Origin of the sequence: Pseudomonas sp. TWR1-1-3 (assembly GCF_049896805.1) — a bacterium.
GTDB lineage: Bacteria > Pseudomonadota > Gammaproteobacteria > Pseudomonadales > Pseudomonadaceae > Aquipseudomonas > Aquipseudomonas bubulae.
Genome location: NZ_JAFCUZ010000001.1, coordinates 1111240 through 1137900, shown reverse-complemented (window position 1 = coordinate 1137900; position 26661 = coordinate 1111240). Strand labels below are relative to the sequence as shown.

At 61.2% G+C, this 26661-nt stretch carries 29 protein-coding genes; 11 read left to right on the top strand and 18 right to left on the bottom strand.

Annotated features, from left to right (window positions below):
* Positions 1–102: 102 nt before the first annotated feature.
* Genes ACP7BE_RS05030 through nikA form a run of 5 tightly spaced genes read right to left on the bottom strand, consistent with a single transcriptional unit; the run spans position 103 to position 5016 of the window.
* Entirely contained in the window at positions 103–888 is a 786-nt protein-coding gene (locus tag ACP7BE_RS05030) for an ATP-binding cassette domain-containing protein (protein ID WP_095000085.1), read from the bottom strand.
* A complete protein-coding gene (locus tag ACP7BE_RS05025) occupies positions 885–1658 on the bottom strand; it encodes an ATP-binding cassette domain-containing protein (RefSeq protein WP_095000086.1) in 774 nt (257 codons plus the stop codon). The genes ACP7BE_RS05030 and ACP7BE_RS05025 overlap by 4 nt, the downstream gene beginning before the upstream one ends.
* Positions 1655–2500: a nickel ABC transporter permease subunit NikC gene (gene nikC / locus ACP7BE_RS05020; protein ID WP_426104978.1), complete on the bottom strand. Its 846-nt coding sequence runs from the start codon at positions 2498–2500 to the stop codon at positions 1655–1657. The genes ACP7BE_RS05025 and nikC overlap by 4 nt, the downstream gene beginning before the upstream one ends.
* Positions 2497–3438 carry a nickel ABC transporter permease subunit NikB gene (gene nikB / locus ACP7BE_RS05015; RefSeq protein WP_095000088.1) on the bottom strand — a complete coding sequence of 314 codons (942 nt, stop codon included), beginning with the start codon at positions 3436–3438 and terminating at the stop codon, positions 2497–2499. The genes nikC and nikB overlap by 4 nt, the downstream gene beginning before the upstream one ends.
* Before the next feature lie 3 nt (positions 3439–3441).
* Positions 3442–5016, bottom strand: coding sequence for a nickel ABC transporter substrate-binding protein (nikA, locus tag ACP7BE_RS05010; RefSeq protein WP_178127001.1), 1575 nt, complete (start codon positions 5014–5016; stop codon positions 3442–3444).
* Positions 5017–5106: 90 nt separating this feature from the next.
* On the opposite strand from nikA, the gene nikR reads away from it, so the two are divergent.
* Positions 5107–5514: a nickel-responsive transcriptional regulator NikR gene (nikR, locus tag ACP7BE_RS05005; protein WP_095000090.1), complete on the top strand. Its 408-nt coding sequence runs from the start codon at positions 5107–5109 to the stop codon at positions 5512–5514.
* A 45-nt stretch (positions 5515–5559) separates the two neighbouring features.
* Here the strand turns inward: nikR and ACP7BE_RS05000 are convergent, their stop codons facing one another.
* The 5 genes from ACP7BE_RS05000 to ACP7BE_RS04980 form a co-directional block, all read right to left on the bottom strand.
* Positions 5560–7971 (bottom strand): TonB-dependent siderophore receptor, encoded by a 2412-nt coding sequence (locus tag ACP7BE_RS05000; protein ID WP_426104975.1) that lies wholly within the window; start codon positions 7969–7971, stop codon positions 5560–5562.
* Positions 7972–8082: 111 nt separating this feature from the next.
* On the bottom strand, positions 8083–9054 hold the full coding sequence (locus tag ACP7BE_RS04995) for a DUF4880 domain-containing protein (RefSeq protein ID WP_426104973.1): 972 nt from the start codon (positions 9052–9054) through the stop codon (positions 8083–8085).
* Positions 9051–9563 (bottom strand): sigma-70 family RNA polymerase sigma factor, encoded by a 513-nt coding sequence (locus ACP7BE_RS04990; protein ID WP_095000093.1) that lies wholly within the window; start codon positions 9561–9563, stop codon positions 9051–9053. Before ACP7BE_RS04990 ends, ACP7BE_RS04995 begins: the two co-directional genes overlap by 4 nt.
* 189 nt (positions 9564–9752) lie before the next feature.
* Positions 9753–10982, bottom strand: a complete 1230-nt coding sequence (gene alr, locus ACP7BE_RS04985; protein WP_095023335.1) for an alanine racemase — start codon at positions 10980–10982, stop codon at positions 9753–9755.
* Positions 10983–11110: 128 nt separating this feature from the next.
* Positions 11111–11551, bottom strand: a complete 441-nt coding sequence (locus ACP7BE_RS04980; RefSeq protein ID WP_095000612.1) for an EamA family transporter — start codon at positions 11549–11551, stop codon at positions 11111–11113.
* 226 nt (positions 11552–11777) lie between these two features.
* Here ACP7BE_RS04980 and ACP7BE_RS04975 point away from each other — a divergent pair, with 226 nt between their 5' ends.
* On the top strand, positions 11778–12308 hold the full coding sequence (locus ACP7BE_RS04975; protein WP_095000095.1) for a glyoxalase superfamily protein: 531 nt from the start codon (positions 11778–11780) through the stop codon (positions 12306–12308).
* A 7-nt stretch (positions 12309–12315) separates the two neighbouring features.
* Here the strand turns inward: ACP7BE_RS04975 and ACP7BE_RS04970 are convergent, their stop codons facing one another.
* Complete coding sequence (locus ACP7BE_RS04970; RefSeq protein WP_240043282.1) at positions 12316–13122, bottom strand: helix-turn-helix domain-containing protein; 807 nt, start codon at positions 13120–13122, stop codon at positions 12316–12318.
* 114 nt (positions 13123–13236) lie between these two features.
* Between ACP7BE_RS04970 and ACP7BE_RS04965 the strand changes: the two genes are divergently transcribed.
* From ACP7BE_RS04965 to ACP7BE_RS04955, 3 genes are all read left to right on the top strand, one after another.
* Positions 13237–13587 carry a DUF2834 domain-containing protein gene (locus ACP7BE_RS04965; RefSeq protein WP_095018497.1) on the top strand — a complete coding sequence of 117 codons (351 nt, stop codon included), beginning with the start codon at positions 13237–13239 and terminating at the stop codon, positions 13585–13587.
* 102 nt (positions 13588–13689) lie between these two features.
* The gene (locus ACP7BE_RS04960; RefSeq protein ID WP_095000613.1) at positions 13690–14400 is read left to right on the top strand and encodes an AzlC family ABC transporter permease; all 711 of its coding nucleotides are present in this window, start codon (positions 13690–13692) and stop codon (positions 14398–14400) included.
* Positions 14397–14705: an AzlD family protein gene (locus ACP7BE_RS04955; RefSeq protein WP_095000098.1), complete on the top strand. Its 309-nt coding sequence runs from the start codon at positions 14397–14399 to the stop codon at positions 14703–14705. The genes ACP7BE_RS04960 and ACP7BE_RS04955 overlap by 4 nt, the downstream gene beginning before the upstream one ends.
* A gap of 56 nt (positions 14706–14761) precedes the next feature.
* Here the strand turns inward: ACP7BE_RS04955 and arsH are convergent, their stop codons facing one another.
* Genes arsH through ACP7BE_RS04935 form a run of 4 tightly spaced genes read right to left on the bottom strand, consistent with a single transcriptional unit; the run spans position 14762 to position 17602 of the window.
* Positions 14762–15457, bottom strand: a complete 696-nt coding sequence (gene arsH / locus ACP7BE_RS04950) for an arsenical resistance protein ArsH (RefSeq protein WP_095000099.1) — start codon at positions 15455–15457, stop codon at positions 14762–14764.
* Positions 15458–15468: 11 nt separating this feature from the next.
* A complete protein-coding gene (locus ACP7BE_RS04945) occupies positions 15469–15939 on the bottom strand; it encodes an arsenate reductase ArsC (RefSeq protein WP_426104968.1) in 471 nt (156 codons plus the stop codon).
* A gap of 23 nt (positions 15940–15962) precedes the next feature.
* Positions 15963–17246 carry an arsenic transporter gene (locus ACP7BE_RS04940; protein WP_095023340.1) on the bottom strand — a complete coding sequence of 428 codons (1284 nt, stop codon included), beginning with the start codon at positions 17244–17246 and terminating at the stop codon, positions 15963–15965.
* An 8-nt stretch (positions 17247–17254) separates the two neighbouring features.
* Positions 17255–17602 (bottom strand): metalloregulator ArsR/SmtB family transcription factor, encoded by a 348-nt coding sequence (locus tag ACP7BE_RS04935; protein WP_095000102.1) that lies wholly within the window; start codon positions 17600–17602, stop codon positions 17255–17257.
* Between the two features lie 238 nt (positions 17603–17840).
* On the opposite strand from ACP7BE_RS04935, the gene ACP7BE_RS04930 reads away from it, so the two are divergent.
* The gene (locus tag ACP7BE_RS04930; RefSeq protein ID WP_095000614.1) at positions 17841–18536 is read left to right on the top strand and encodes a tRNA (adenine(22)-N(1))-methyltransferase; all 696 of its coding nucleotides are present in this window, start codon (positions 17841–17843) and stop codon (positions 18534–18536) included.
* Positions 18537–18598: 62 nt separating this feature from the next.
* On the opposite strand, the gene ACP7BE_RS04925 is transcribed toward ACP7BE_RS04930, so the two are convergent.
* Positions 18599–19504 carry a LysR family transcriptional regulator gene (locus ACP7BE_RS04925; RefSeq protein ID WP_095000103.1) on the bottom strand — a complete coding sequence of 302 codons (906 nt, stop codon included), beginning with the start codon at positions 19502–19504 and terminating at the stop codon, positions 18599–18601.
* Positions 19505–19659: 155 nt separating this feature from the next.
* Here ACP7BE_RS04925 and ACP7BE_RS04920 point away from each other — a divergent pair, with 155 nt between their 5' ends.
* From ACP7BE_RS04920 to ACP7BE_RS04910, 3 genes are all read left to right on the top strand, one after another.
* Positions 19660–20505 carry an SDR family NAD(P)-dependent oxidoreductase gene (locus ACP7BE_RS04920; RefSeq protein WP_095000104.1) on the top strand — a complete coding sequence of 282 codons (846 nt, stop codon included), beginning with the start codon at positions 19660–19662 and terminating at the stop codon, positions 20503–20505.
* 280 nt (positions 20506–20785) lie between these two features.
* Complete coding sequence (locus tag ACP7BE_RS04915; protein ID WP_426104965.1) at positions 20786–21991, top strand: collagen-like triple helix repeat-containing protein; 1206 nt, start codon at positions 20786–20788, stop codon at positions 21989–21991.
* A 159-nt stretch (positions 21992–22150) separates the two neighbouring features.
* Entirely contained in the window at positions 22151–22645 is a 495-nt protein-coding gene (locus tag ACP7BE_RS04910) for an AAA family ATPase (RefSeq protein WP_095000106.1), read from the top strand.
* On the opposite strand, the gene ACP7BE_RS04905 is transcribed toward ACP7BE_RS04910, so the two are convergent.
* Positions 22620–23507 carry a LysR substrate-binding domain-containing protein gene (locus ACP7BE_RS04905; protein ID WP_095024626.1) on the bottom strand — a complete coding sequence of 296 codons (888 nt, stop codon included), beginning with the start codon at positions 23505–23507 and terminating at the stop codon, positions 22620–22622. The two genes, ACP7BE_RS04910 and ACP7BE_RS04905, sit on opposite strands and share 26 nt — an antisense overlap.
* A 139-nt stretch (positions 23508–23646) precedes the next feature.
* Here ACP7BE_RS04905 and ACP7BE_RS04900 point away from each other — a divergent pair, with 139 nt between their 5' ends.
* Together ACP7BE_RS04900 and ACP7BE_RS04895 are read left to right on the top strand one after the other, a co-directional pair.
* Positions 23647–24270, top strand: coding sequence for a glutathione S-transferase family protein (locus ACP7BE_RS04900; RefSeq protein ID WP_095019871.1), 624 nt, complete (start codon positions 23647–23649; stop codon positions 24268–24270).
* A 14-nt stretch (positions 24271–24284) separates the two neighbouring features.
* Positions 24285–25313 (top strand): LLM class oxidoreductase, encoded by a 1029-nt coding sequence (locus ACP7BE_RS04895; protein ID WP_426104963.1) that lies wholly within the window; start codon positions 24285–24287, stop codon positions 25311–25313.
* Between the two features lie 9 nt (positions 25314–25322).
* Here the strand turns inward: ACP7BE_RS04895 and ACP7BE_RS04890 are convergent, their stop codons facing one another.
* Positions 25323–26651, bottom strand: coding sequence for an MFS transporter (locus ACP7BE_RS04890; RefSeq protein ID WP_095023344.1), 1329 nt, complete (start codon positions 26649–26651; stop codon positions 25323–25325).
* Positions 26652–26661 lie beyond the last annotated feature (10 nt).

Sequence of the window (26661 nt, the reverse complement as noted above, 5' to 3'; positions counted from 1 at the left end):
CCCTATTGTGGGAGCGAGCCTGCTCGCTCCCACAGTTGCAGTTTCCTGTAGCCGCTGTCGAAGGAACGAGGCAACTGCTACGGTTTGTGGGTGTTAGCCGTTTCAGGCCTGCAACTGCGGCTCACGAACGCTCCTGGCCCTGGGCATCGCCGGCAACACCGCCTCCTGCAAGGTTCGCGCAGCCGGGTGAGTAAAGCGCATCTGCGCCGTGACCGGCAGGTCTTCCACCAGCTTGCCGTCTGCCAGTACTACCACCCGTTGGCAAAAACGCTGCACCAGGCTCAGGTCATGGGTGATCAGCAAAAAACCGGTGCCCGACTCGCGCCGTACCTGTGCGAGCAAATCCAGAATCTGCACTTGCAGCACCCGGTCAAGGTTGGACAGGGCTTCGTCGAGGATAATCAGCTGCGGGCCGATCGCCATGGCCCGGGCAATACCGGCGCGCTGCAGTTGCCCGCCGCTCAGTTGTGCCGGAAGCTTGTCGATGTCACGGGCCTCAAGCTGTACTTGCTGGAGCAATTGCTCAACCCGGGCCCTGCACGCCGAGGCGTCCATGTCTGAAAGATGGCGCAAAGGCTCGGCAATGCTCCAGCCAATGCTGCGCTGGGGATTGAAAGCGCTGAGGGCATCCTGAAAGACCATCTGCACACGCTGTAAAAACGGAGGCTGACCCTTGAACACAATGCTGCCCTGGTCGGCGCTTTCCAGCCCCATCAGCAGGCGCGCCAGGGTGCTTTTACCGCTGCCGCTACCTCCCAGCAGGCCAAGGCTTTGACCTTCGTGCAGGTCCAGATTCAAGCCGCTCAGCACCTGTACCCGATGCCGTTTGCTGAACAGCCCGCCAGCGCTGTAACCGTGCTCAAGGTCGCGTACCTGAATAAAACTCATGGCGCGCAGCTCTCCATTGTCAATGAGTGGTGTGCTGCCAGCAGCGTGCGTGCTTCCTGGCTTTGCGGTGAATTGAACAGCCGGTGAACATCGGCCTGTTCGACAATACGGCCGTGGGCCATGACGCTGACCTGATCGGCGCAGCGCGCCACCACGCCCATGTCATGGGTGATCAGCAGCACGCCAAGGTTGCGCTGCGCTACCAGCCGTTCCAGCAGGTCGAGAAAACGTGCCTGCGCCACAACATCCAGATCGCTGGTAGGTTCGTCAGCCAGCAAAAAACGGCTGTCGGCGAGCAGAGCCAGGGCGATCATCATCCGTTGCAGCATGCCGCCGCTCAGTTGAAAGGCAAATGAGTCGAGCACCCGTTGAGCATCGTGCAGGCCCACTTCCTGCAAGGTGCTCTGAATCAGCTGCTCGGCCTCGGCACCGTGCAGGTCGCGGGTCTGGAGGGTTTCAAGGGCATGCTGGCGCAGGGAACGCACCGGGTTGAAGGCGCTGCGCGGGTTCTGCAGCACCAATGCCACTTCGCGCCCGCGTAATTGCGCAGCATCCACCACCTGGCCATCCAGCAACAGGGTGGCGCCGCTGCTGTGTACGCCAGGAGGCAACAAGTCGAGGATGCCCAGGCTGGTTAGCGATTTTCCTGAACCGCTGGCACCGACCAGCGCATGCACCTGGCCGGCCCTGAGGGTCAGTTCGGCCCGGTCGACCAGGGTGCGTTGCCGGTGTTTGAGGGTCAGGTCGCGAATCACCAATGTGTGTTTCATTCCTTGATCTCCGCCAGTACGCTGGGGTCAAGGCGGTCGCGCAAGGCGTCGCCCAGCAGGTTGAAGGCCATCACCGAGATAAAGATCATCAGGCCCGCCCACAGCAGCAACTGCGGCTGGGTCCAGATAAACTCCTTGGCATCGTTGATCATCACGCCCCACTCGGGGGTTGGCGGGCTGACGCCCAGACCCAGAAAGGACAAGCCCGAGACGTGCAGCATCATGTGGCCAATGTCCATCGACGCCAGCACCAGCAGTTGCCCCACGACGTTGGGCATCACATGCTGGCGCAGCCGGGTCAGGCGCGAGGCACCGGCCAGTCGTGAAGCCAGCACATAATCCCGGTTACGCTGGGCCAGCACCATGCCGCGAACCATCCGCGCATACCAGGCCCAGTGGGACAGCGCGATGGCGATGATCACATTGGTCAGGCCGGTACCCAGCAAGGCGATCAGGAAAAACGCCAGCACCAGGGTCGGGAAGGTCAGGAACATGTCGCACAGGCGCATCAGGAACATGTCGAGCTTGCCGCCGACTATCCCGGCGATACCGCCAATCACCACGCCCAGCACCAGTACCAGACCCAGCACCAGCACCACGCTGCCCAGGGACAGTTGCGTACCGACGATCAGGCGCGAGAGCACGTCGCGCCCCAGGTGGTCGGTGCCCAGCCAATGGCTGGTACTGGCGGGCAGCAAACGCTCGTCCAGATTCACCAGAGTGGCGTCGTAGGGTGCCAGCCAGGGGCCGAACAGCGCCATCAGCAACAGCAGGGCAACCAGCCCGTAGCCGATGCGCGCGCCGTATTTTTTGCCGGTATAGACCGCCGCTATTGCGCTCATGCCATCACCCCCGAGAAACGTGTGCGCGGGTCTAGCCAGGCGTAGCAGATGTCCACCACCAGATTGCACAGCACCAGCAGTGTGGTCAGCAGCAGGGTGAAGCATTGCATCACCGGGAAGTCACGGTTGAGCACGGCGCTGACCGCGAAGCGGCCAACACCGGGCCAGGCGAAGATGGTTTCGATCACCAGGGCACCTCCGAGCAACTCGCCAATGTGCATGCCGGTGGCGGTCACCAGCGGCATCCAGGCATTGCGCAGGATATGGTCGCGCCATACACGCTTTTCGTTCAGGCCACGGGCCCGGGCATAGAACACGTGTCGATGCTCACGCACATCCAGCAGGCTGGCGCGCAGCAGGCGGGCGTTGATCGACATCGACATCAGGGCAATCGCCAGTACCGGCATCAGCAGATGCTGCGGACCACCACGGCCCATCGGCGGCAGCCAGCCCAGCCACAGCGAGAACAATGCAATCAGCAAAAAAGCCAACCAGAAATTGGGCATGGAAACACCGATAAAGGTGATGAAACGCACCACCTGGTCGGGCCAGCGACCTTTCCAGCGGGCCGCCGCCAGACCCAGCGGAATGCTCATTACCAGCGTGGCAAGCAGCGCCAGACCACCCAGCTGAAGGGTGGCGGGCAGGTAATAGAGGATGTCATCGAGCACCGGGCGCCCGGTGATATAGGAGGTGCCGAAGTCCAGGTGCACGGCGTTCCACAGCCAGGTGAGGTACTGCTCGGGCAGTGGCCGGTCCAGGCCCAGTGCGTGGCGTGCCTCGGCCAGCGCGGCGTCGGTTGGAGGGATCTGCGACAGGCGCAGGTAGTCCAGGGCCGGGTCGCCATTGCCCAGGTGCAGCAGGACAAAGACGATCAGTGACACCCCCAGCAGCACCGGGATCAGCAGCACAAGCCGCAGGATAATATAGCGCAGCATGGTTTATGGCTTCCCTGTGGTGGGGTGCATCACTTCGAACGGCACATCAAACAGCGTGCTGCCGAATTGAACATTGTCGACGTTTTTTCCGCTGACACTGATGGCCGTCAGGTGTGAGATCGGCAGGTACACGGCCTGATCGTGCAGTGTGGTGAGAATCTCGCGGTAATCGTCAGCGCGCTTGCCCTCGTCGGTTTCGCCCAGTACTTCGGCGATTTTCCGGTCGATGGCCGCCTTCATCGGCAGGCCGAGCTGGGCCATGTAGTCGGCGTGTCCGGCGTAGCGCATGGAGCTGACAAACGAGTGCGGGTCATAGGGAGCGCCCCAGGTATCGGCGAAGATCATGCCGAACTTGCCCTCGCGCTGGCGCTGCACCAGGGCACCGTCTTCTTCGGCGCGCAACTTGACGTCGATGCCGACCTTGGCCAGTTCGCCCTGAATGATTTCGGCGAGGTTTTTTTGCAGGGCACTGGGGCCCAGAAACACCAGTTCGATACTTAGCGGCTGGCCGTTTTTTTCACGAATGCGTTTGCCTTCAGGGACTTTCCAGCCTGCCGCTTCCAGGTTTTTTTTGGCCTGTTCGGGATCGTAGGGCAGTGCCTTGAGGCCCAGGTCGGCATACGGCATGTTGCTGGCGAACAGCGCATCGGCCCGCGGCTCCTGGCCATGCAGCACCTTGGCAATGATAGTGTCCTTGTCCACGGCCTGATTAATCGCCTGGCGCACGGCCAGTTCATTGGTCGGAGCCAGGCCGGTATTCATTGCCACGGTACGGGTGGCCAGCGGTGCGGATATGGCCGTCTTGAAACCCGAATCGCGCAGGCGCACAAAGGTACCGGGGGAGATTTCGCCGTCGGCACCCTGAATCAGATCGATTTCACCGGTTTGCAGGGCTATGGCGCGGCTGTCCGGGTCGGAGATGACTTTCACCAGTACCGAACCATAGCCCGGTTTGGGCCCCCAGTAGTGCGGGTTGCGCTCGAAGCGGTCGAACTCGCCACGGCGGGTTTGCGTCAGTACCCAGGGCCCGGTGCCCACCGGCACGCCGGGCTTTGCCTCGGGGGCGGCAAAGCGCAACGGGCGAACCTGCGCCAGTTCCATCAGGGTCGGGTAGTAGGGGTGTTTAAGCACCAGCACCAGGGTGTGCTCGTCCGGTGCTTCGACACGCTCCAGGGTGGAGACCAGCTCCATCCACTGATGACGCTTGCTGTTGGCGAGCACCGCGTCGAGGTTGGCCTTGGCTGCGGCTGCGTTGAACGAACTGCCGTCACTGAAGGTCACACCGTCGCGCAGGGTGAAGGTGTAGGTCTTGCCATCTGCTGACACTGTCCATGACGTGGCCAGCCAGGGTTCCAGAGTGCCTTGGGCGGTGTAACGCACCAGCGGTTCATAGACCATGGCCTGGGCATACATCTGGTTCGGCGAATAGCCGCGAGGGTCCAGCGGCCCGGCATTGGTTGGCCACGAGTAGGTCAGTGTGGGGGCCGCATCGCCCGCCCATGCAGTCGGCAAGCCTGCGCTCAGGCAGGCTCCAATCATCCATAAGGTCAGCTGTTTTTTAGTCCATGACTGCTTCACACTGCGTCTCCCTCAGTTGATGGCCAGTGGCCTGATCAGATGCTGGGTATGAAGTCTATGTCAAAAGTTCATAACTGCGAGGCCGATTAGATGCAGAGGGTCACTATTTCGCTGGACGATGCTTTATTGGCCGAAATTGATGAGCGCGTTGGCACCCACGGCTACCAGGGGCGCTCCGAGGCCATCCGCGATCTGTTGCGCGCCGGCCTGCTGGAACCGGAGCAGGGCGACCCGCAAAGTGCCTGCGTGGCAACCTTGAGTTACGTCTATGACCACGCCACCCGGGAGCTGTCCAAGCGTCTGAACACGGCCTTTCACGAGCACCATGACCTGACCCTGTCGACGCTGCATGTGCATCTGGACCAGGGCAAGTGCATGGAAGTCTCGGTGCTCAAGGGCACGGTCGGCGAGGTGGCGCAACTGACGCGCCAGGTGATGGCCGAGCGCGGAGTGCGCCATGGCAGCGCGCAGATTATTCCATTGGGAGATCTCGAGTAGCGCTGGGCCAGTGCTTGAGTGTCCAGCGGGCGCAAAGAGTGCGCCTTAGAAATCCCAGCGGGTATTGACCATTACATTGCGCGGGTCACCGTAATACGCCGTGTTGTAGAAGCCGATATTGGTGTAGTACTGCTTGTCGAACAGGTTGTTGACGTTGAGTGTGGTGGACAGGTGCTCGCTGACCTGGTACTTGGCCATTGCATCGACCAGCCAGTAAGCGTCCTGGCTGAAGTCCTGGTACTGGTCCTTGGCGCGGTTGTAGATGTTCTGCCAGCTGCGGTTCTGCCAGCGCGCGCCGCCACCGATGGTCAAGCGGTCCAGCGGCCCCTTGAATTTATAGGTGGTGTAGAGGCTCAACTGGTCCTCGGGCTCCCAGGTCGAGATTTTTTCGTCGTCGCTGCCGCGAATGACCTTGTGAGTAAAGCCGGCCTGGGCCTGCCAGCCCGGTGCCAGTTCGCCGGACATCTCGGCTTCGAAGCCCTTGGCCTTGGCCTTGGTGCCGACTGATGCATAGAGGATCGACGGGTTGGTCGGATCGGCGTTGTACTCGGCGTCCGGTTCGGCGCGGTTGCTTTCATGTACCTCGAAATAGGCCAGGCTGGTGTTCAACCTGCCGCCATAAAACTCGCCCTTGATTCCCACTTCGTAGTTTTTGCCTTCATCGGGCTCAAGCACTTTGTTGTTGCGATCGCGGTTGTAGGTTTGCGGCATGAAAATGTCGGTATAGCTGGCATACGCGGTGAAGTTGTCGTTCAGGTCGTAGGTAACACCCACGTAAGGCACGAGGCGGCCGGTCTCGGTGGTGTGGTAATCCCCGGTCAGCCAGTAGTTGGCCAGCCGTGTGCCCAACAGCAGGTTAAGGTCGTCGGTCAGGTTGAAGCGTGCGCTGATGTAGCCTGCGGTCTGGCGTGTGGTGGTGTCGTTGTATTGGGTCGGTGCGCCCCAGTCCGGCTCGGTGGTCTTGCCGTCGAAGTTCCAGAAATCAATGACGTTGGCGCTGAGGAAGGTCGGGTTGCCGTAGTCCTTGCCTTGCCAGTGGGCGCTGGAGGCCGATGCGCCGATCACCAGTTCATGCTCGCGGCCAGCCAGGCTGAAGGGGCCGCTGAAGTAGGCATCGGCGGCGTCGGTGCGGGTGTTCCCGGTGAATTTGTTGGCATAGATCGACGACAGGCCGGTGGCCGGGAAGGGGCCGCTCATGACCGAACCCAGCGGCGCATCGTAGCTGTTGACCTGATGGGTCAACTGGCCCTTGCCGACCCAGCCGTTGGCGAAGCTGTGCTCCAGGGTCGCGAACACGCTCTGGGTGGTCTGCTCCCAACGGCTCCAGTTGGCGCCGTTGTTGTACGAGCGCTTGACGTCGATACGCTCGCCGTTGCGGTCGAACAGCGGGCGACTGCCCGACCAGCCCGAGGCGTGGGGGTCGTTGTTCTGGTAATCAAAGCCCAGGGTCAGGAGGGTGTCATCGCTGAGGTCGGCTTCGAGGGTGCCGAAATAGACCCCGGTCTTGCGCTCATAGCGGTCCATGAACGAGTGCTTGTCCTGGTAAGCCGCCACGGCACGGCCGCGAATGTTGCCGCTGTCGGTCAGCGGGCCGCTGACGTCAACCTGGGTGCGGTAGTTATCCCAACTGCCGGCACCGACATCGATGCTGGCCTTGAATTCGCGGGTCGGCTTTTTGCGGATCAGGTTGATCGTCGCCCCCGGGGCTCCGGCACCGGTCAAGAGGCCCGTGGCGCCCTTGAGGATTTCCACGCGGTCGTAGATGGCCATGTCACTCAGGGTCTGGCCCGAGGAGTACGCCGAGTTGCGCAGGGTGGGAATGCCGTCGTACTGGAAGTTCTCCACCGAGAAACCGCGGGCATAGTAGTTGGTGCGCTCGCTGTCGAAGGTCGAGACGGTGATGCCAGGGGTATGGCGCATCACCTCGTCGATGGAGTTGAGGCCGAAATCATCCATATGCTGGCGGGTAATCACGGTGATCGACTGCGGCGTTTGCCGTGGCGTCAGTACCATGCGTGTGGCCGTGGCGATGGTGCCGGGGGTATACGAGCCGCTGCCTTCGGTAATGGTCCCAAGCTGGTTGGAGGTAACCTGGGTGGCCTGCAATTGCAGTTCACCGTTGCCTTGCGCTGGTCTGGCAATAACCCGGTAACCGTCGCCGTCAGTGACCGCCTGCAGGCCCAGCGGGGCGAGCAGCCGTTGCAGGCCTTCGTCGACGGCAAAGTTGCCGCTCAAGCCACTGCTGCGCATACCGGTTGTCAGGCTCGAATCCACCGCGATCATTACCCCGGACTGTTGGCCAAAACTGCCCAGCACCGCGTCCAGGCTGCCCGGCGCAATGCTGTAGGCATGCTCGCTGCCTGAGGCTGCGAATGCGCCTTGGCTGGCCGTGGCAATGGATAAACCGAATACAAAGGTGCGCAAGGCACCGGCGAGGGGGGTAAGTCGGCTGTGCATAAAGACTGTCCATGTGTGAAAAGGGTCGGCGTTGCGCTGTTAATCAGCGTCTTCCCTGAACTTGATGCACCAGATAAGAAAAACTGCCGGCGGTATTGAAAATAATTATTTTCAGGCCGCGACCACGTTGGCCCAGTAGCCAAACACTCGCTTCACGCGGATTGGCAGCACCCGCGTGAGCAGGTCGAGGCTGGCATCGGGGCGGTCGATGGAGAACGATCCCGACACCCGCAATGCCGCGACTTGCGGGTCGCAGCGCACCACGCCACGGCGGTAGAGGTTGAGCTGGGCAATCACCTGGCCCAGTGGCATGCGTTCGGCGATCAGCAGGCCGTTGACCCAGGCATCGGCACCGACCGTGACCGGGCGCGGTGTGCTGTCTGTCTGGCTGTCGAACGTTACCTGCTGGCCGGCATCCAGACTCAAGCTGTCGCCCCGTGCCAGCTTGATCGATGCACTGCCGCTCAGCACCTGGACCTGGGTGCCTGCCTGCCACGGCAGGTTGTGGCTGATCACCAGGCGTGAGCGGGGCGCGGGCAGCACCTGGCCATTGGCGGTGCTGAGCCTGATATCGCCAGCGCTGACCAGCACGCGGCCCAGGCTCAGGAACAGTTCCGTGCCAGCGGCGGTGGTGCGGGTATCGAGGGCGGTGTGGGTGTCGAGGGTCAGGTCGACACCCTCTGCCAGAGTTAACTGGCGCCGCTCGCCGGTGGCGGTGCGATAGTCACTGAACAGCTCTGGCAGCAGCACCCGTTCCCGCACCCCATAGCCGGTGGCCAGCATCACGCCCAGGCCGGCAAAGCCCTTGAGCAGCGTGCGTCTGCCCGGGGCATTGCGCGAGCGCAGCAACGTCCGGGCACCGGCGGCAGGCAGCATGCGGGTGCTGTCGCGAATGTCGGTATTAAGCCCGGTGAGGCGCTGCCAGGCCAGTTCATGTTGCGCGGATTGCGCGCGCCAATGCTGGCAGGCCAGAAGCTCGGCCTCGGTGCTGACGCCCGATTGCACGGTGACCATCCACTGCAAGGCTTGCTCGACCACATCCTGGTCGAGGCGCTGGGTGTTGGCGGGCTCGAACAGACTCACCCGGTGTAGACCGCGCTGTAGCAGTGTCGGTAAGCCTTGAGCATGGCTTTTTGCACCACATTGACGGTCAGGCCCATGCGTTCGGCGATTTGCGGGTAGGTCAGGCCGTCCAGTTGCGACAGTAAAAAAATCTCCCGCACTTTTGCGCCCAGGCCATCGAGCACCTGGCCGACGGCGTCCAGTGCCTCCAACACCAGCAGGCGAGATTCCGGGGAGGGCACAAGCTGCGGCTCCAGGAGCGCCAGGGACTCCATATAGGCCCGCTCCAGCGCCTGACGACGGAAGTATTGGCCGCACAGGCGGCTGGCAATGGTGGTGAGATAGGCCCGGGGTTCGCGCAGCGGCGCGGGTGTGTCGGTACGCAGCATGCGTACAAACGTGTCCTGGGCCAGATCCAGAGCCTGCTCCTGATTGCCCAGCTTGCGGCGCAGCAACTGCACCACCCAGCCGTGATGCTGAACATAGAGTTCACCCACGGCACGGCGTGAGGAAGGGGAGGACGTGAGCATCGATTGCAATCCCGGAGCAGACACTGACAAGGATCGCAATGATAGCGCTTCTCATTAACGTATGCTCGGGAATGTTTCGCGCTGTGTCAGATGTGGGAGCGAGCCTGCTCGCGAAGTCGTTCGCGAGCAGGCTCGCTCCCACACTAGGGCTTGACCTGCAACAGAGTCTCTACAAGCTCTATGCAGGCCCTACTTCTCGACCAGGATCTTCGGGTTGGAGTTGCCCCACACCGTATACAGGTCGGCCAGCAATGCACCGTTGATGTCTTCAACTTCCGCCTGGCTGATTTCGGCCTTGCCCTGTTGCCCGAACAACACCACTTCGTCGCCGCTTTTGACATCCGGCGCGTCTGTAACGTCGACCATGAGGGTATTCATCGAGACCTTGCCCACCACCGGCACGCGATGGCCGTTGATCAGCACGATACCCTTGTTGGTAAAGGCACGGCGGTAACCGTCGGAGTAACCCACGGTGATATTGGCCAGTTTCGAGTCGCGCCCCAGCGTCCAGGTGCGGTCATAGCCCACGGTGTTGCCCTTGGGGTAGCTGTTGACCGAGGCGACATGGGACTTGAATTGCATCACGCGCTTGTAGTCGGTGTGCGACGGCACCGTGTCGCCGAACAACGCACCGCCCGGGCGAACCATGTCCAGATGCGATTCCGGCACTTCCAGGGTGGCGAACGAGTTGGCCGCATGCAGGGTGATTTTGCTGCGGTCGAGTTCTGCAACATTGATCAGCCATTGTGCCTGCTCGTTGAACGCCTTGAGCCCTGCACGCACATCGTCGGCGTCTTCTACCGCGAAGTGGGTCATGATCGCGCGCACTTCCAGGTTCGGCACCTTGGTGATGGCGACCGCGTCGCGGCGGCCCTCGGCGGTGGTCATTTCCACGCCGTTGCGGCTCATGCCGCTGGAGTTCAGGCCCAGGTGCACCACCAGCGGACGGCCGTGTTTTTCGGCAATCAGGCTGGCCTTGACGGCGAAATCAAGGTTGCCTACCAACTCTTCCATATTGTACGGCAGCGCCGCTTCCAGCTCGCTGAGTGCTGCCGTACGCACACGGATCAGTTGGCCCTTGAAGCCGCTTTCACGTACCACGCGAGCCTCTTCATTGCTCGCCACGCCAACGCAAGGCACACCGGTAGCGATGATTGAAGGCATCAGCAGGCCGATGCCGTGGCCGTAGGCATCGGCCTTGAGCACGGCGCAGATTTTCGATTTGTCGCCCACAGTCGCTTGCAACACGCCAATGTTGTGGACGAACGCGGCTCTGTTGATCTCGACCCAGGCATTGCTGTCCTGTGTATTGACCTGGGCAACGCCATCGACCATCGACAGCGGCGGGGCGGCGAAGGCCGGGTTGTGCATTAAAGCCATGCCCAAAGACAGGGCAAGAAGGGTACGGGTGAAGGGCATTTGCTGAGTTTCCATACGTTATTTTTTTTGCGGCAGGGTGACGCGCGGCAATACTAGGATTGGCTTGCAGGAAAAGTCACTCCCCGGGCCGCGTATCTGTCTGAAAGTGTCGTGGTGCCAAAGGGCACCTATCGCCGCCACGCCAGCAACACCACACCCACGGTAATCAGGCTGATCCCCGCCCATTGGCGAATATCGAGCTTTTCACCCAGCAGCGTCACGCCCAGCACGGCCACGATCACCACGCTGAGTTTGTCCACCGGCGCCACCAGTGACGCCTGGCCCAGTTGCAGGGCTCGGTAATAGCAGATCCACGAGGCCCCGGTGGCCAGCCCCGAGAGCACCAGAAACACATAGCTGCGCGCCGAAATCGAGCCCAGCGACTGATACTGGCCGGTTGCGTAGAGGATCAGTGCCAGGCTCACCAGCACGACGACGGTACGCAGCAAGGTGGCGAAATCGGAGTTGATGCCGGTAATGCCAATTTTGCCGAAAATCGCCGTCATGGCAGCGAACACCGCCGATAGCAATGCCCAGAATGTCCAGCTTGAATAGAAAGTCGAGCCCATGGATTTGCCTGAGTGATCGCTGAAGGTGCTTTCAAGCATATGTCATGCAGGGGCGTTGAGGCTGTAACCCGGTGCAGGGCTTGTGTACTATCGGCACTGGCCGATGCTGCCCGCCGCTCGCTCCCCATGGGAAGGTGAAAGCATGATTATCTGCCTTTTCCCCTCTCTCTTGACGGTCGAGGTTTGGCAACGCGAGCACCAAAAGCCTTCGCCCCCGGGAGCACTGATGCTGTCAATCGAGCAAGCCAAACAGATGGCCAAGAGCCTGCGAACCTCGCTGCAGGCGCGCAATCTGGAAGTCACCCATGCCATCGCCCTTGAACTGGTTGCCAGGCAACTGGGTTACAAGGACTGGAATACGGCCAGCGCACGGCTGCCTGTGCAGAGTGCTGCGCCGGCAATTAGCTTCGACAGGCCGATTCCGATATTGCGGATGTTTGATGAGGCCAAGGCCCGAGAGTTCTATCTGGATTTCCTGGGTTTCAGCGTTGAGTTCGAGCACCGCTTCGAAGCAGGTTTGCCGCTCTATCTGGGCATCAGCCGCAGCGGCTTGCAACTGCATCTTTCCGAGCATCATGGCGATGCCAGCCCCGGCTCCACGGTATTCGTACCCATGGACAATATCGAGTTGCTGCACGACGAGCTAATGGCCAAGCGCTACGGTTATGGCCGCCCGCAGATTGTCCAGCAGGGCTGGGGGCGGGTGCTGGAGGTTCATGACCCGTTTGGCAACCGCATCCGTTTTTGCCAGGACTGACGGATTTTCAGCCCCGTGAGCGCTCATAAGCCGCTGTCATGATCTGCCAGGTTTGTGCATCCGCCGGGATCAGATGCTCGATACGCATTGAGGTTACGGTGATATCGAGCGGCATGCCGAATGTGGTGAAGGTGGACATGAAGTTCAGCTCGCCATGGGCGCAGGCAATGCGGGTCAAGACCAGTGGCGGCAGTTCCCGGGGCAGGGCCGCGAGGGTGTCCGGGGCGCTGAGGGTTTGCATAAGACTGGCCAGTACGGGGTTGGACAGGGCCTCGCGTGTCGCCCGTTGCCAGGCCAGGGTTCTTATTTCTTCGGGGTTGATCAGGTAATCACCCAGGCCGCCGGGTTGCAGCAGTGTGGTCAGCAGGTTCAAGTCCCGGGCCGCGTCTGCGGGCAGTCCGACCAGGCTGAACAGGGCTGCGGTGCTGGCGTTGGCATCCAGCACCTGCCAGTGGCTGCCCAACACAATCGCCGGGGCGGGGTTGTTGGCGTGCAACACATGGCTGATGGCCTCACGTACGGCCTCCATGGCCGGCGAAGAGAGCGGCGTTGTCTCGTAGCGCGGCGCATAACCCGAGGCCAGAAACAGGCTGTTGCACTGCTCCAGCGGTACCTCGAGGGCCATCAGCAGGTTATGCAAGGTGCCGGGGCCGGGTTTGGCGCGCCCGGTTTCGATGCAGCTCAAATGGCGTTGGGAAATACCCGTGATCAAGGCCAGCTCCAGCTGGCTCATACCGGCCTGACGGCGCAGCAGACGCAGCTGCGGGCCAGCGGTTGTCGGGGTGTTGATGCGGGGAAAGGTCAGGTTGTTCATCCATAAACTCTGGCAGGGGCAAAAGGCTGAGTCCATGACCTGTGAGGTCATTGCCGGTGGGGGAAAAGTATCACTAACTGGAGCCTTGTCCACTTCGTCGATTCGGAAATGCTAATGAAAAAATCCTGTCTCGCCCTTGCCGCGTTGCTCGGGTTCTCTGCTTACACAATCTTCACGATGTTGACCGCCCACCAGTCCCTTGCAGCTTTCGGACTGGAACTGATGGCCAGCCCGGACACGGCTCAAGTGGTGATCGACCTGTACCTGATGGCGGCGCTGGCTTGCGTGTGGATGTACCGCGATGCACGCGGTAAAGGCCGCTCGCTGGCCAGTGTGCTGCCGTACCTGCTGCTGACCGCGGTCTTCGTCGCCATCGGCCCGCTGCTGTATATCGTGGTCGAGGGGTTCGTACGCAACCCGGGCACAAATAGCCGGGCCTGTCTGAAAACGCCGCGCCAACCCTGACATTGCGACACCTTTCACACCTGCGCACTGTTGTGCATTAGATTCAGCCCCGCATAATGCGGGCATAAAAACAGTGTGGCGTAGCGCAGAAGGGGTGGTGTGTTGTCGAGCAGTGATAAAAGCGTGGTCGAGCTGAACTGGGCCGAGGTAGGGGATGGTTTCAAGCAGCTGTTGCCCATTTCCATGTTTGTGGTGGTGTTCGGTGTGGCCTTCGGTCTGGCTGCCGCGCAGACCGGTCTGGACAACAGCGCCAGTTTGTTGATGAGCGCTTTGGTATTTGCCGGGGCCTCGCAGTTTGGTGCCCTTGATCTCTGGGGGGCGCAGGTCCCGGTTGTGCCCCTGATCGTCACGGTGTTTGCCATCAATGCCCGCCATCTGCTGATGGGTGCGACCTTGTATCCCTGGCTGCGCGAGCTGCCTGCGGCCAAGCGCTACGGAGTGATGATGGTGATCTCGGATGCCAACTGGGCAATGTCGATGCAGGCATTCAACAGCGGCAAATCGGGCATCGGCCTGATCCTGGGCGGTGGCATAGCCCTGTGGGCGGCCTGGGTGCTGGGCAGTTGGCTGGGCGTGTACTTCGGCAGCGCAATTGAAGACCCGGTCAGCCTGGGCCTGGACATGGTGATGGGCTGTTTTCTGCTGGCGATGGTAATCGGCGGGCAAAAAAACCTGCGCATGCTGATTATCTGGTGCGTGGCGGGCGCCTCGTCGCTGTTGGCGTACCGCTACTTGCCTGAAAACAGCCATGTGGTGGTCGGCGCATTGGCGGGCGGGGTGTTGGGTGCGGTGTGGATGGAGAAGAAAAAATGAGCATCGATACCGCCGGTTACGGCACCTTCATCATTGTTCTGATTATGGCTGTGGTCACGTTGATTACGCGTTTGGGGGGCGTTTTCGTGATGTCCTTCGTGCCCATCAACTACCGGGTGCAGCAATTTATCAGCGCCATGTCGGGCTCGGTGCTGGTCGCCTTGCTCGCGCCCCTGGCCCTCAACGGCGATAACGGCGCACGACTGGCCTTGCTGACCACCGCAGCAGTGATGCTGCTGCTCAAGAAGCCGCTGCCGGCAATTGCCGCAGGGGTGATCGCGGCTGCGGTGTTCAGGCATCTGTAAATGACCAGGTTGAAGAAGTCGAGGCGCGCGTCGACTTCTTCAACAACAGCCACTGTTCAAATTGAGCGCTGATTGACCCGCTGGCTCAGTTCTTGCGCCGACTCCTTGCGTTCGGAATACCGGTCAACCAGGTCCGGGCGATCGCGCAGCAATACGGTGAACTTCACCAGTTCCTCCATGACATCAACCACGCGGTCATACAGCGCAGACGGTTTCATGCGGTTATGCTGGTCAAACTCCAGATAGGCCTTGGGCACCGAGGATTGGTTGGGGATGGTGAACATGCGCATCCAGCGACCCAGCACGCGTAACTGGTTGACCACATTAAATGACTGGGAGCCGCCGCACACCTGCATCACCGCGAGGGTTTTGCCCTGAGTCGGGCGTACCGCGCCCAATGCCAGAGGCACCCAGTCGATTTGCGCCTTGAACACAGCTGACATCGCGCCATGCCGTTCCGGCGAGCACCACACTTGCCCTTCAGACCACTGCATCAGTTCCAGCAGTTCCTGGACTTTGGGGTGATCATTCGGGGCGTCATCGGGCAGCGGCAGGCCCGAGGGGTTGAAGATCCGAGTCTGGGCGCCAAAGTGTTCGAGCAATCTGGCCGCTTCCTCTACCAGCAGGCGGCTGAACGAGCGCTCCCGCGTCGAACCGTATAACAACAGGATGCGTGGTTTGTGCGGGCTAGCGGGTTGCACGGTTTTGGCAGAAATCAATGTGGTGTCGAGATTGGGCAGTGTGTCGCTCATGGTGGCTCCGGTTACAGGGTGCTGATACGGTCGAGTTCGCGTTTAAGTGCCGCGGGCTCAAGCCGGGTAAAGGGCAGGGCGAAAAAGGCCCGGCAGCGCGTTTCGATATGCGCCAGGGTGGCGTGGAACGCGGCGGTTACGGTCGCCTCGTCACCCTTGACCTCTGAAGGGTCTGCCAACCCCCAGTGGGCTTTGATGGCCGGGCCGAAATACACCGGGCACGCCTCAGCGGCGGCCTTGTCGCAGACGGTGATGACAATATCCGGCGGGTTGTCTTCGTAGGCGTCATTGCCCTTGCTGCTCAGGCCGTCTATGCCGATACCGGCTTCTTGCAGGGTGAGCAGGCTGCGGGGCAACACCTGCCCCCGGGGAAAACTGCCCGCACTGATGGCCTGGAACCTTGGCGGCGCCAGATGGTTGAACATGGCTTCGGACAGAATGCTGCGACAGCTATTGGCGGTACACATAAACAGAACACGCATGGTAGTTGCTCTTTGCGGTGGTATTAAAGGCTCAGGCGCAAAGCCAGGGCAGACAGGGTGACAAGCAGAATCGGCAGGGTCAGGATCAGCCCCACCTTGAAGTAGTAACCCCAAGTGATGCGAATACCCTTGCGTGCCAGCACATGCAACCACAGAAGGGTGGCCAGACTGCCGATGGGGGTGATTTTCGGGCCCAGGTCGGAGCCGATGACATTGGCGTAGATCATCGCCTCGCGGATCACCCCGCTGGCATCACTGGCCTGGATTGACAGCGCGCCGAGCAAGACCCCGGGCATATTGTTCATCACCGAAGACAGCAGTGCGGCGAGCACGCCGGTGCCCAGGGTGGCGGCCCAAAGGCCGGACTCGGCCAACTGATTGAGAACCAGCGTCAGGTGGTGGGTCAGCCCGGCATTTTTCAGCCCGTACACCACCAGGTACATGCCCAGTGAGAACGTCACCACCTGCCAGGGAGCTTCGCGCAACACCCGTCGCGTTGAAATGACGTGGCTGCGCGCAGCCACAGCGAATAGCAGGGCGGCGCACACTGCAGCAATCGCGCTGACTGGAATGCCCAGTGGTTCCAGTGCAAACAGGCCTGTGAGCAGCAAGACCAGAACCCCCCAGCCGACAGCAAACGTCAACGGGTCGCGTATGGCCTTTCGTGGTTCGGGCAGCTCATCAAGACAATAGTGGCGTGGAATATCGCGGCGGAAAAACCCGTACAACACCAGCAGCGTGGCGGCGACTGCAACGCAGTTGACCGGTACCATGACCGCGGCATAGGCGCTGAAACCCAGGCCGAAGTAGTCGGCCGAGACAATATTGACCAGGTTCGACACCACCAGCGGCAGGCTGGCAGTATCGGCAATAAAGCCTGCGGCCATGACAAACGCCAGGGTTGAGGCGGCAGAAAAGCGCAAGGCGAGCAGTATCGAGATCACGATGGGGGTCAGGATCAGTGCCGCGCCGTCATTGGCAAACAGTGCCGATACACCGGCCCCCAGCAGCACGGTAAACACAAACAGGCGGCGGCCATCACCCTTGGCCCAGCGGGCCACATGCAGGGCCGCCCACTGAAAGAAACCTGCTTCGTCGAGCAACAGGCTGATGATGATCACGGCGATAAAAGTGGCCGTGGCATTCCATACAATGGCCCACACTTGGGCAATATCGTGCAGTGATACCGCCCCCGCAAGCAGTGCCACAACCGCACCCAGTGAGGCACTCCAGCCCACCCCCAGGCCCTTGGGCTGCCAGATGACCAGAACCAGAGTGACCAAAAAAATTGCGAAGGCGATAAGCATCGGACGTCTCAGCAGCAGGCAGTGGTGTTGAGCGGGCGTTCGCCCATGGCAGTGAGCCGGGCACTGTCGTGCGCAAGCCACTCGGTGTTGGCCAGCAGGGTGGTTTCAAGAACGCTGCGCACCCAGTCCGGCAGTTGCGGGTTGAGACGGTAATACACCCACTGCCCCTGGCGGCGGTCGAGCAGCAACCCGCAGCCTCGAAGCTGGGCCAGATGGCGGGAAACTTTCGGTTGGCTTTCATCCAGGGCACAGACCAGTTCGCATACACAGAGCTCGCCCTCACGGGCGATCAGCAAGGTGGCCCTGGCGCGGGTTTCATCGGACAGGCATTTGAACAGTGCGGCGGGACTGAGCATGGTGACTCTCTGTCTATACATATGGAAATTCGAATATACGGATATCCATATGTAATATCAACCTTGATCCCCCGCAAGACGTGCCCGGTAAAGCTGGGAGCCGGGCTTGCCGGCGGTATCGCGAGCAAGCCCGCTCCCACAGGGGCAGCGTGTGCCGGTGCTTTACCCGGGCCTGCTCACCGCGCATCATGTGCCGCCCCCCACACTGGCGGGCATCCGTGGTGAAAAGGAACAGCAGTTGAACGAACACACATTGTCCATGCGTCTGGAGCGCGTGGCAGCCCATATGCCGGCAGGTGCGCGGCTGGCCGATATCGGCTCGGACCACGGCTACCTGCCGGTGGCGTTGCTGCGTCGGGGGGCCATTGCCGCCGCCGTGGCGGGCGAGGTGGCCCTGACGCCCTTTCAGGCGGCCCGGCGTACCGTGCGCGAAAACGGCTTCGAGCAACGCATTAGCGTGCGCCATGCCAGTGGCCTGGCAGCGATCAGGCCGCAGGACGAGATTACGGCGATCAGCATCTGCGGCATGGGCGGCGAGACCATCCGCGATATTCTTGCAAGTGGCAAGGCACACCTGAGCGGACGGGAGCGCCTGATCCTGCAACCCAACGGCGGCGAGCAGCCTTTACGGCAATGGCTGATGGAAAACCACTACCACATCCTTTGCGAAGAACTGCTGCGGGAAAACCGTTTCTACTACGAAATCATCGTCGCCGAACGCATCGGACCGGTGAGCTATACCGCCGAGCAATTGTACTTTGGCCCCTTCCAGATGCAGGCGCGCAGCCCGCTGTTTCTGGGTAAGTGGCAACGTATGCTGGGTGAAAAACGCAAGGTTCTGAGCAATCTTGCCCTGGCGCGCCAGGCCGTGCCCGAAGCCCGGGTGGAGGAAATTGCCCGACAGGTCAGATGGATCAGCGAACTGCTGGCTTGAGTCTCGACTCATGCGGCGCAGCCATGCCAGCAAGTTTACTTGAAGGGGTTCGCTGAGCCTGTTCAGGGTTGAGTGTTGCCATCGAGCATGGCAATAAAGTGCTGTATCAGCGGTGACGGGTTATGGGCATGCCAGTTCATGTACAGGCCGATGGTCGGGTTGGCAGCGCCTGTCAGCGGCCGGATCGGACGGAACGCTACCTTGTCGCGCAGCGTCGAGCCGGCGAGGGATTGCGGCACCAGGGCCACGCCAAAACCGCAACTTACCAGGCCGATCAGGGTATGCAGCTGTGCGGCCTCCTGTACCACCCTGGGGTAGAACCCGGCGTTTTCGCACAGGCCGATCAACTGGCCGTGATAGCCGCTGCCCAGGGCTTGTGGAGTAAAGACAAAGTCTTCGTCAGCAAAATCGCGCAGCTCGATGGGCCCTGACTGCGCCTTGGGATGATCCAGGGGCAGGGCCATGACAATGGCCTCGTCGAGCAACAGGCGCGATTCGATGTCGGCTGCGATGAAGGGCAGTTTGCGCATAAAGGCGATATCGGTCTCGGCAGCCAGCAGCGCCTCGGCCTGGCTGGAGGAAGGCATTTCCTTGATCACCAGCTGGACCTGGGGAAAGGTTTGGCGAAACTGCCTGAGGCTGTTGAGCAACGGCTCGTAGTACGCGATAGACACCGCGCTGACAGTGAGCACACCGGCTACCCCTTGCGCCACCTGGCGGGCGTACTCCACCCCCTGTTCCAGTTCCTTGAGTGTGCGACAGGCCGCCTGCAAAAAGGCCTGGCCTGCGGGCGTCAGCTTGACCTCGCGCCTGCTGCGGGTGAACAGGGCTAACCCCAGCTTGTCTTCCAGTCGGCTGATCGCCTGGCTCAGGGGTGGCTGGGCCATGTGCAGGCGCACGGCGGCCTTGTGGAAATGCAGTTCCTCAGCCACCGCGATGAACTGACGGAGCAGTCGGGTTTCGATCATGTGCAGTGTTCCTTCCTTTGAACGGGGTTATCTGCGAACACCGCCGCTCTCACAGAGGGGCTGATAGGCAGCGGGTATCAACGGGCCTGTTGAACGGTATTAAACAACGCGCCTTTTGATTGTTACGGTGAAGTATCAATCAAGAGGGCATCCTTATGGACTTTAACGGCAAAACCGCAATTGTAACGGGTGCTGGCCGGGGCCTGGGCTTGAGTTATGCCAGGGAGCTGGCACGGCTGGGCGCCCATGTGCTGATCAGTGATATTGGCGCAGACAGGCAAGGCGCAGCAGCAGATGCATCCGTTGCCCATGACGCCGCGCAAGCGCTGGCAGCCCAGGGCTACAGCGTGATCGGTCATCACGGTGAGTTGGTCAGCGAGACGGGTTGCCGGCAGTTGGTCGAAACGGCCGTCGAAGCGTTCGGGCGGCTGGATATTGTGATCCACAACGCGGGCTGGGTCGGTTACCAGGCTATTGAAGAAGCGCAGCCTGAGTTTGTCGAGCGCGCGCTGGGGATCAATGTGTATAGCCCGATCTGGCTGTGCAAACATGCCTGGCCGTACTTGCGCCAATCATCGGCGGCGCGGGTGGTGCTGACCTCTTCGGACCGGGCCATGTACCAGCCCTATGCCCAGCCGGGCCTGACCGCCTACGCCGCCGGCAAGATGGCACAATTGGGCATCATGAATGCCCTGAGCAGGGAGGGTGCCGCCGATGGCATCCTGGTGAACGCAGTAGCGCCGGTGGCCAAGACCCGGATGTGGGGCGTTAACGGCGAACCGGACAACCTCAAGCCCCAGTGGGTGACCCCCGGTGTGATCTTTCTGGCCTCGGCTCAGTGCCAGGACAGCGGCTATATTCTGCGGGCCAGCAATGGTCAGTTCACGGCAACGCGGTTTGTCGAGAATCCCGGGGTGGACTACCCCCTGGATCTGGCCCGAATCAGGGCCGACAGCGCCGAGCAGGTCGCCCGCTTGTGGGAGCAGATCAAGGAATGCTGATGCTGGGGTCGATCTTGTTAATTGTGCTTACCACTTAAGTAGGGGGCGCTGCGGCCATTGCGTGAAAAAGCCCTGTGCAAGTTGATATGCAGCGCTTTTTATAACCTGAGCATTAGTCCTTAAGTCGAGTCGCGGCAGCCTTATAGAGAGTATTAATACCAAGGAGTGAGTTGTGGGTTCGAGCCCGTGGCGTTGTCATGTTCCCCAGGATGGAAACTCCCTCTGATGCGAGTGCTGGGAGCTTTCGAACTCAGGCATGACAGATTCAAGGGAGCTGATTATGAACACCCAACTCTGGTTGAAAACAAGCACGGCCCTGTTGTTGGTCATGAGCGCCAGCCTGGCGGGCTGCCACAGTGGTGGTGGCGGGCATCACAGCAGTGACAGCGCAAGCACGCCGACGCCGCCGACCAATCCGACCACGCCAACTGATCCCACTACACCGACAGATCCAACTGATCCGACTGATCCAACCAATCCAACCAATCCAACCAATCCGCCTAACCCGGCAGTTACCCCGCCTCTGGTCACGGGGCAGGTCGCCGGTGAAGTCGGCACCGGACTGGGCGGTGTCGGCACCCTGGTCAGCGGCGTGGGCACCACCCTGACCACCGTTCCTGTGGTCGGCGCAGCAGGCGGGTTGGTGGTCAATACCGGTAATGCCGTGACTTCCATTACCGATGGCGTGACCAATGGCCTGGGCTCGCTGGGCACTGACAAAAACTCGCTGGGCATTACCGTGGCTGGTGTTACCAATGGCGTCAGCGATGTGGGTAAAGGCGTTTCGTCTCTCGGCACAGGTGTCAGCGCTCTGGTCGACAACACACCGATCAGTCAGGTCCCGCTGGTAGGCGGTGTAGTGGGCAAGGTCACCGGCACCGCGGGCGGGCTGGTGGACAAGGTCGGCACCACTGTCACCATGCTTGGCAACACACTGACCACCCATGTGACCAGCGGGCAATTGGGCAAGGCTACCGGTGGTTTGAATGACAAGGTCGTGGTCCCCGTGATCTCAATGGTGGAAAACGTCACAGGCAAGGTAGGCACCACCACCGGGTTGGGGCAGCCGGTGGACGGGTTGTTGACGAAGGTTGGCGGCGTGGTCGGCGGGCTGGGTGACAAGGTAGTCGATACCGGCAAGAACCCGCTCACCAATGTGGTGAGCGGTGTGCTAGGCGGTGTGGGTGGGGCACTGGATAAATCCGGCGGTTACCTGAACCCGACGACAACCACCGGCACCGGCACAAGCACAAGCACAACTACCGGCGGGCTGGGCGGTTTGCTGGGCGGGCTGGGCACGGCCACAGGTTCAACCGGTACTCAGACAACCACCGGCGGCACAGGTGGTTTACTGGGTGGCAGCACTGGCTTGCTTGGCAGCCTGGGCGGCACGACCGGTACCCAGACAAACACCGGCACCTCGGGTGGCGCAAGTGCTTCCGGCGGGCTGGGTGGTCTGCTTGGCGGCCTGCTAAACAAAAACTGACTGGCCGCGCGCGGACGCTGTTGTACGGTTCGGTCTGTACCCCTGAAGTTCAGGTGCAGACCGGGCTGTTTTTCGTTCACCCTTGGCTGGTTTTATTGGCAATTGCGTTCACTGCCAGCGCTGGGCATCATCCAATGTCCGCACTCAAGGAAGCGTCCCATGGTCACTGCGACACTGCATCTGATGTGCGGCAAGATCGCATCAGGCAAATCAACCCTGGCCAGAACGCTTGCGGTGGAGCACAGCGCGATATTGCTGAGCGAAGATAAATGGCTCTCATCGCTTTATCCCGGTGCGATCAATTCGGTAACCGATTACGCAGCCTACAGCCTGAGGATTCGCGGTGTGCTGGGGCCTCTGGTGATCGACCTGCTGGAGTCCGGTGTGGATGTGGTGCTGGATTTTCCTGCCAATACCATTGCCGGCCGTGAATGGTTGCTCGGCCTGGCAGAAACCGCGCGTGTGCCGCACTGCCTGCATTATCTCGCTGTGGACGACGACACCTGCCGTGCGCGCCTGCATGTACGCAACCAGCTTGCCGAGCATGACTTTGCCGCATCGGATGCCGAGTTTGATCTGATCACCACCTACTTTCGTTCCCCGGATGCAGACGAGGGGCTGGTGATTGTTACTTACCCCCGGCCTCTTGCATGATCCAGTGCATAAATGCCCTGACCTCATCCCGTTGCATTGCCTCCACCCGTGTTACGGCGTAGTAGGCAAAGCGCGCCGGCCAGGGCTTGTCCATGACTTGTACCAGGCGGCCTGCAGCGATTTCTTCGGTTGCGTACTCCTGGGGCACCAAGGCCAGCCCCTGGCCTGCTTCGGCTGCGCGGATCAATAAAAAATCGTCCTCAAAAGCTGTCCCGCGTTCGGCGCGCGGGTCTTTGCCCACGCCATGGGCGCTGAGCCACAACAGCCAGTCGGCACGGTCAGCGTCATGCAGCAGGGGGAAGTCGAGGCAGTCCTGCGGCTGTGCCGGCCCCGGGTTGCCAGCCAGCAGGGCGGGGCTGGCGACGGGGATCAGCACAGGCGCCATCAAACGGGTCACGTGCAGGCCGGGATAGACCCCAAGCCCATGGCGCAAGGCAATATCGACACGCCCGCGGTGCATGTCCACCAGCGTGGAAGTGGCCTCCACCCGCACCTCGATATCCGGGTGCAGGCGGTTGAATCGTCCCAGGCGCGGCACCAGCCATGAGGCGGCAAAGGTTGCCACCGTACTGATCGTCAGGGTCTGGCGAGTCGTACTTTCGTGCAGTGACTGCATGGCTTTTTCGATTGCCCCGAAGGCTTGCTGCAGGGTGGGGTGCACAGCTGCGCCAGCCTCTGTAAGCCGCAAGCCGCTGCGTTCGCGGGTAAACAGCGGCATGCCGACCCGGTCTTCCAGCAGACGGATCTGCTGGCTGACGGCACCTGAGGTGACATTCAGCGTTTGCGCGGCCGCCTTGATGCTGCCTTGCTGGCCAACTTCGACGAAAGCACGCAAGGCGAGAAGGGGCAGTGAAGCTGCCATAGGCTTTAGTTTTCCTGAATCTGGTGTGCAGAAATGATCGTTTCCGCTGACACACAGCGAAAGCGATGATGTTCCGAGTTTAGAGATGCTGTGCAAGTTTAGTAAAACTATATCTAACCGGACGCCCTGCATGAACCCCATGATCACGTTGTATACCGACAGCTCGCCCAATGGTTTCAAGATCACCATTGCCCTGGAGGAACTCGGTTTAACCTACCACCTGCGGCACGTAAACATTGACCAGGGCGAGAACCGCAGCCCGGCGTTTTTGCGCCTCAACCCGCACGGGCGTATCCCGGTGCTGGTCGACGAAAGCAGTGGCATCACATTGTTTGAATCGGCAGCCATCCTCCTGTATCTGGCTGATATCAGTGGTCAGCTCTTGCCCGTCGAACCCGCCAAACGCTGGGAAGCCATCCAGTGGCTGATGTTTCATGCTGCCAGCGTGGGGCCTGTGATGGGCCAGCGCGTTCACTTCGAGCTGTTTGCCGCAGACAAAATTCCCCAGGCCATTTCGCGCTATCGGCGCTTGATGGATGAAGCCTTTACCACCCTGGACAACCGCCTGGCCGAGCACCCCTATCTGGCCGGTGACGAGTACTCGATTGCCGATATTGCCCAGTTTGGCTGGACCCATATCGCGCAAGTCATCGATTTCGATTTCAGCGCCTATAAGCACCTGAGCGCCTGGTACCAGCGCATTGGCACCAGACCCGCCGTGCAGCGCGGTATCGCTCTGCCTACTCGCGCCACCGGCGCTTGAACCAGGGGATCAATATGAACACTACAGATCAGGTCACAGGCCAGTCGTCGCCCGCATTTGCCAGCCACCGCGGTTATCGGCGCATGTTCGCGGCCAATCAGCTGACCCTCGGGATTTTTCTGCCATTGCGCTTTTACAAGGGCGACATGGCGGTACTGGCCGGGCAGGCCGAGCGGGTTCGCGACATCGACCGATATGGTTTTGCCGCAGTCTGGGTGCGCGACGTACCGCTGTTCGATCCTGCCTTCGGTGATGCGGGGCAAGTATTCGATCCCTTTACCTACCTGGCGTTTCTGGCGGCTCACACCCGCACAATTGCGCTGGCAACCGGCAGTGCAATCTTTTCCTTGCGCCATCCCATTGATCTGGCCAAGGCCAGCGCCACCATCGATCAGTTGTCGAACGGGCGCCTGGTCATGGGGATCGCCTCGGGAGACCGGGCCATTGAGTTTCCCGCCTATGGTCTGGAGCACGCCCGGCGGGGTGAGCGGTTTGCCCAGAGCGTGACGTATTTCCGCCAACTGATGCAGGCCCGTGCGCCGGTTATCGATTCGGCACTGGGGCATATGGCCGGAGCCGAGTTTCTGCCCCGGCCCGTGGCGGGAGCCATCCCCCTGATGGTCACCGGTTCATCCCGTCAGTCACTGGCCTGGATTGGCGAGCATGCCGATGGCTGGCTGACCTTTCCCGAATCGACCCACGACCGCGCAGGGCCGCAACGCCTGGGCGAAAAGATCCGGGCCTGGCGCCAGTTGATCCCGGACGGCGGGTTCAGGCCGCACATGACCAATGAATGGCTCGACCTGGTTGATGACCCCGATTATCCCCGCACCTCTTTACAGGGCGGTTATGTGTTGCGCACCGGGCGCAATGGCCTGATTGACCTGCTGGGTGAATGGCAAGCAGCATGGGTCAACCATGCGGCCCTGGGTATCCAGTTTTCGGCGCGGCCTGCGGCAGAGGTCATACAGGAGCTGGCAGAGCACGTGTTGCCGCATTTTCGTTCCCATCAGGGGCCGGGCCGTGTCGGGCCAGCATGGTGAAGGCACCTGTCAGGCCACTGCCTTGATCTCAACAACCGGGTCACTGCGCGTGCGTGACACACTCAGGCCCAGCAGCCCGCCGAGCACCAGCGCGGCGGCCATAAAGTACATTGCCGCCTGGGTGTTGCCGGTCAACTGCGTCAACCAGCCGACCACAATGGTGCTGAAAAATCCGGCGACATTGCCCAGGGAGTTGATCAGCGCGATCCCCGCAGCGGCGGCTGCACCGCCCACCACCGCGGTAGGCATGCCCCAGAACACCGGCAAGCTGCTGATCATAGCTGCTGTGCCGACGGTCAGGCCGATCATTGACAGCCACAGGCTGGCGCCGAACAGGGTGCCAAATACCACCCCGCCAGCGCCGATAAAGGCGCAGATTGCCAGGTGCCAGCGATACTCGCGAACACGGTCGCTGCTGCGTCCCACCAGCACCATGCTCACCGCGGCCACGGAATAGGGAATAGCACTCAACACGCCAATGGCCCAGGGTTCGGCGACACCGCTGTTGCGGATAATGGTCGGCATCCAGAAACTGATCACGTACTGGCCCAGCACCAGGCAAAAGTACACCGCCCCCAGCAGCCAGATTTTCGGGTTGAGCAGACCATCGCGTACGGAGTGGTGGGATTTGGCACGGGTTTCGCGATCCAGCGCCGCCTGCATGCCGCGTTTTTCTTCGGCGCTGAGCCAGCGGGCGTCGGCAATCCGGTCGCGCAGCAGAAAGAACACGGCGGCGCCCAGGGCCACCGCCGGCAAGCCTTCGATCACGAACAGCCATTGCCAGCCGGCGTACCCTGCCACGCCATCGAGGGTTTGCATGATCAAGCCGGAAATCAGCGAGCCCAGCATGCTGGAGATCGGCAGGGCGGCGATAAACAGTGAAATCATCACGCCCCGGCGATGGCTCGGAAACCAGGTGGTGAGATAGAAAATAATCCCCGGGAAAAAGCCTGCTTCGGCAATGCCGATCAAAAAGCGCAGCAGGTAGAAGCTCATGGGGGTTTCGACAAACATCATGGCCGCTGACAGCAGGCCCCAGGTCATCATGATCCGCGCGATCCAGCGCCGGGCGCCAAACCTGTGCAGGGCGATATTGCTGGGGATTTCGAACATCAGGTAGCCGACAAAAAACACCCCGGCACCGAGCCCGTACACCGCCTCGCTGAACTTGAGGTCATCAAGCATCTGCAGTTTGGCAAAGCCCACATTGACCCGGTCCAGGTAGGCGACCAGATAACAGACCATCAGCAACGGAATGACTCGCCAGGCGGTTTTGCGGTAGGCCGAATGCAGTGCATGGTCCGGCATGTCAGCAGGGGGTGGCGGTAGGGTGTTCATCTGGAGCCTC

Bases quoted from the DNA above. Each gene is read 5' to 3' on its own strand.
- nikC (WP_426104978.1), bottom strand. From the start codon at position 2,500: ATGAGCGCAATAGCGGCGGTCTATACCGGCAAAAAATACGGCGCGCGC.
- ACP7BE_RS04940 (WP_095023340.1), bottom strand. From the start codon at position 17,246: ATGCTTATCGCCTTCGCAATTTTTTTGGTCACTCTGGTTCTGGTCATC.
- ACP7BE_RS04920 (WP_095000104.1), top strand. From the start codon at position 19,660: ATGGACTTTAACGGCAAAACCGCAATTGTAACGGGTGCTGGCCGGGGC.
- ACP7BE_RS04945 (WP_426104968.1), bottom strand. From the start codon at position 15,939: ATGCGTGTTCTGTTTATGTGTACCGCCAATAGCTGTCGCAGCATTCTG.
- alr (WP_095023335.1), bottom strand. From the start codon at position 10,982: ATGCCCTTCACCCGTACCCTTCTTGCCCTGTCTTTGGGCATGGCTTTA.
- ACP7BE_RS04935 (WP_095000102.1), bottom strand. From the start codon at position 17,602: ATGCTCAGTCCCGCCGCACTGTTCAAATGCCTGTCCGATGAAACCCGC.
- ACP7BE_RS05025 (WP_095000086.1), bottom strand. From the start codon at position 1,658: ATGAAACACACATTGGTGATTCGCGACCTGACCCTCAAACACCGGCAA.
- ACP7BE_RS04990 (WP_095000093.1), bottom strand. From the start codon at position 9,563: ATGCTCACGTCCTCCCCTTCCTCACGCCGTGCCGTGGGTGAACTCTAT.
- ACP7BE_RS05030 (WP_095000085.1), bottom strand. From the start codon at position 888: ATGAGTTTTATTCAGGTACGCGACCTTGAGCACGGTTACAGCGCTGGC.
- ACP7BE_RS04980 (WP_095000612.1), bottom strand. From the start codon at position 11,551: ATGGGCTCGACTTTCTATTCAAGCTGGACATTCTGGGCATTGCTATCG.
- ACP7BE_RS04890 (WP_095023344.1), bottom strand. From the start codon at position 26,651: ATGAACACCCTACCGCCACCCCCTGCTGACATGCCGGACCATGCACTG.
- ACP7BE_RS04900 (WP_095019871.1), top strand. From the start codon at position 23,647: ATGATCACGTTGTATACCGACAGCTCGCCCAATGGTTTCAAGATCACC.
- ACP7BE_RS04915 (WP_426104965.1), top strand. From the start codon at position 20,786: ATGAACACCCAACTCTGGTTGAAAACAAGCACGGCCCTGTTGTTGGTC.
- ACP7BE_RS04905 (WP_095024626.1), bottom strand. From the start codon at position 23,507: ATGGCAGCTTCACTGCCCCTTCTCGCCTTGCGTGCTTTCGTCGAAGTT.
- nikB (WP_095000088.1), bottom strand. From the start codon at position 3,438: ATGCTGCGCTATATTATCCTGCGGCTTGTGCTGCTGATCCCGGTGCTG.
- ACP7BE_RS05000 (WP_426104975.1), bottom strand. From the start codon at position 7,971: ATGCACAGCCGACTTACCCCCCTCGCCGGTGCCTTGCGCACCTTTGTA.
- ACP7BE_RS04975 (WP_095000095.1), top strand. From the start codon at position 11,778: ATGCTGTCAATCGAGCAAGCCAAACAGATGGCCAAGAGCCTGCGAACC.
- nikR (WP_095000090.1), top strand. From the start codon at position 5,107: ATGCAGAGGGTCACTATTTCGCTGGACGATGCTTTATTGGCCGAAATT.
- ACP7BE_RS04895 (WP_426104963.1), top strand. From the start codon at position 24,285: ATGAACACTACAGATCAGGTCACAGGCCAGTCGTCGCCCGCATTTGCC.
- ACP7BE_RS04910 (WP_095000106.1), top strand. From the start codon at position 22,151: ATGGTCACTGCGACACTGCATCTGATGTGCGGCAAGATCGCATCAGGC.
- arsH (WP_095000099.1), bottom strand. From the start codon at position 15,457: ATGAGCGACACACTGCCCAATCTCGACACCACATTGATTTCTGCCAAA.
- ACP7BE_RS04955 (WP_095000098.1), top strand. From the start codon at position 14,397: ATGAGCATCGATACCGCCGGTTACGGCACCTTCATCATTGTTCTGATT.
- ACP7BE_RS04970 (WP_240043282.1), bottom strand. From the start codon at position 13,122: ATGAACAACCTGACCTTTCCCCGCATCAACACCCCGACAACCGCTGGC.
- ACP7BE_RS04965 (WP_095018497.1), top strand. From the start codon at position 13,237: ATGAAAAAATCCTGTCTCGCCCTTGCCGCGTTGCTCGGGTTCTCTGCT.
- ACP7BE_RS04925 (WP_095000103.1), bottom strand. From the start codon at position 19,504: ATGATCGAAACCCGACTGCTCCGTCAGTTCATCGCGGTGGCTGAGGAA.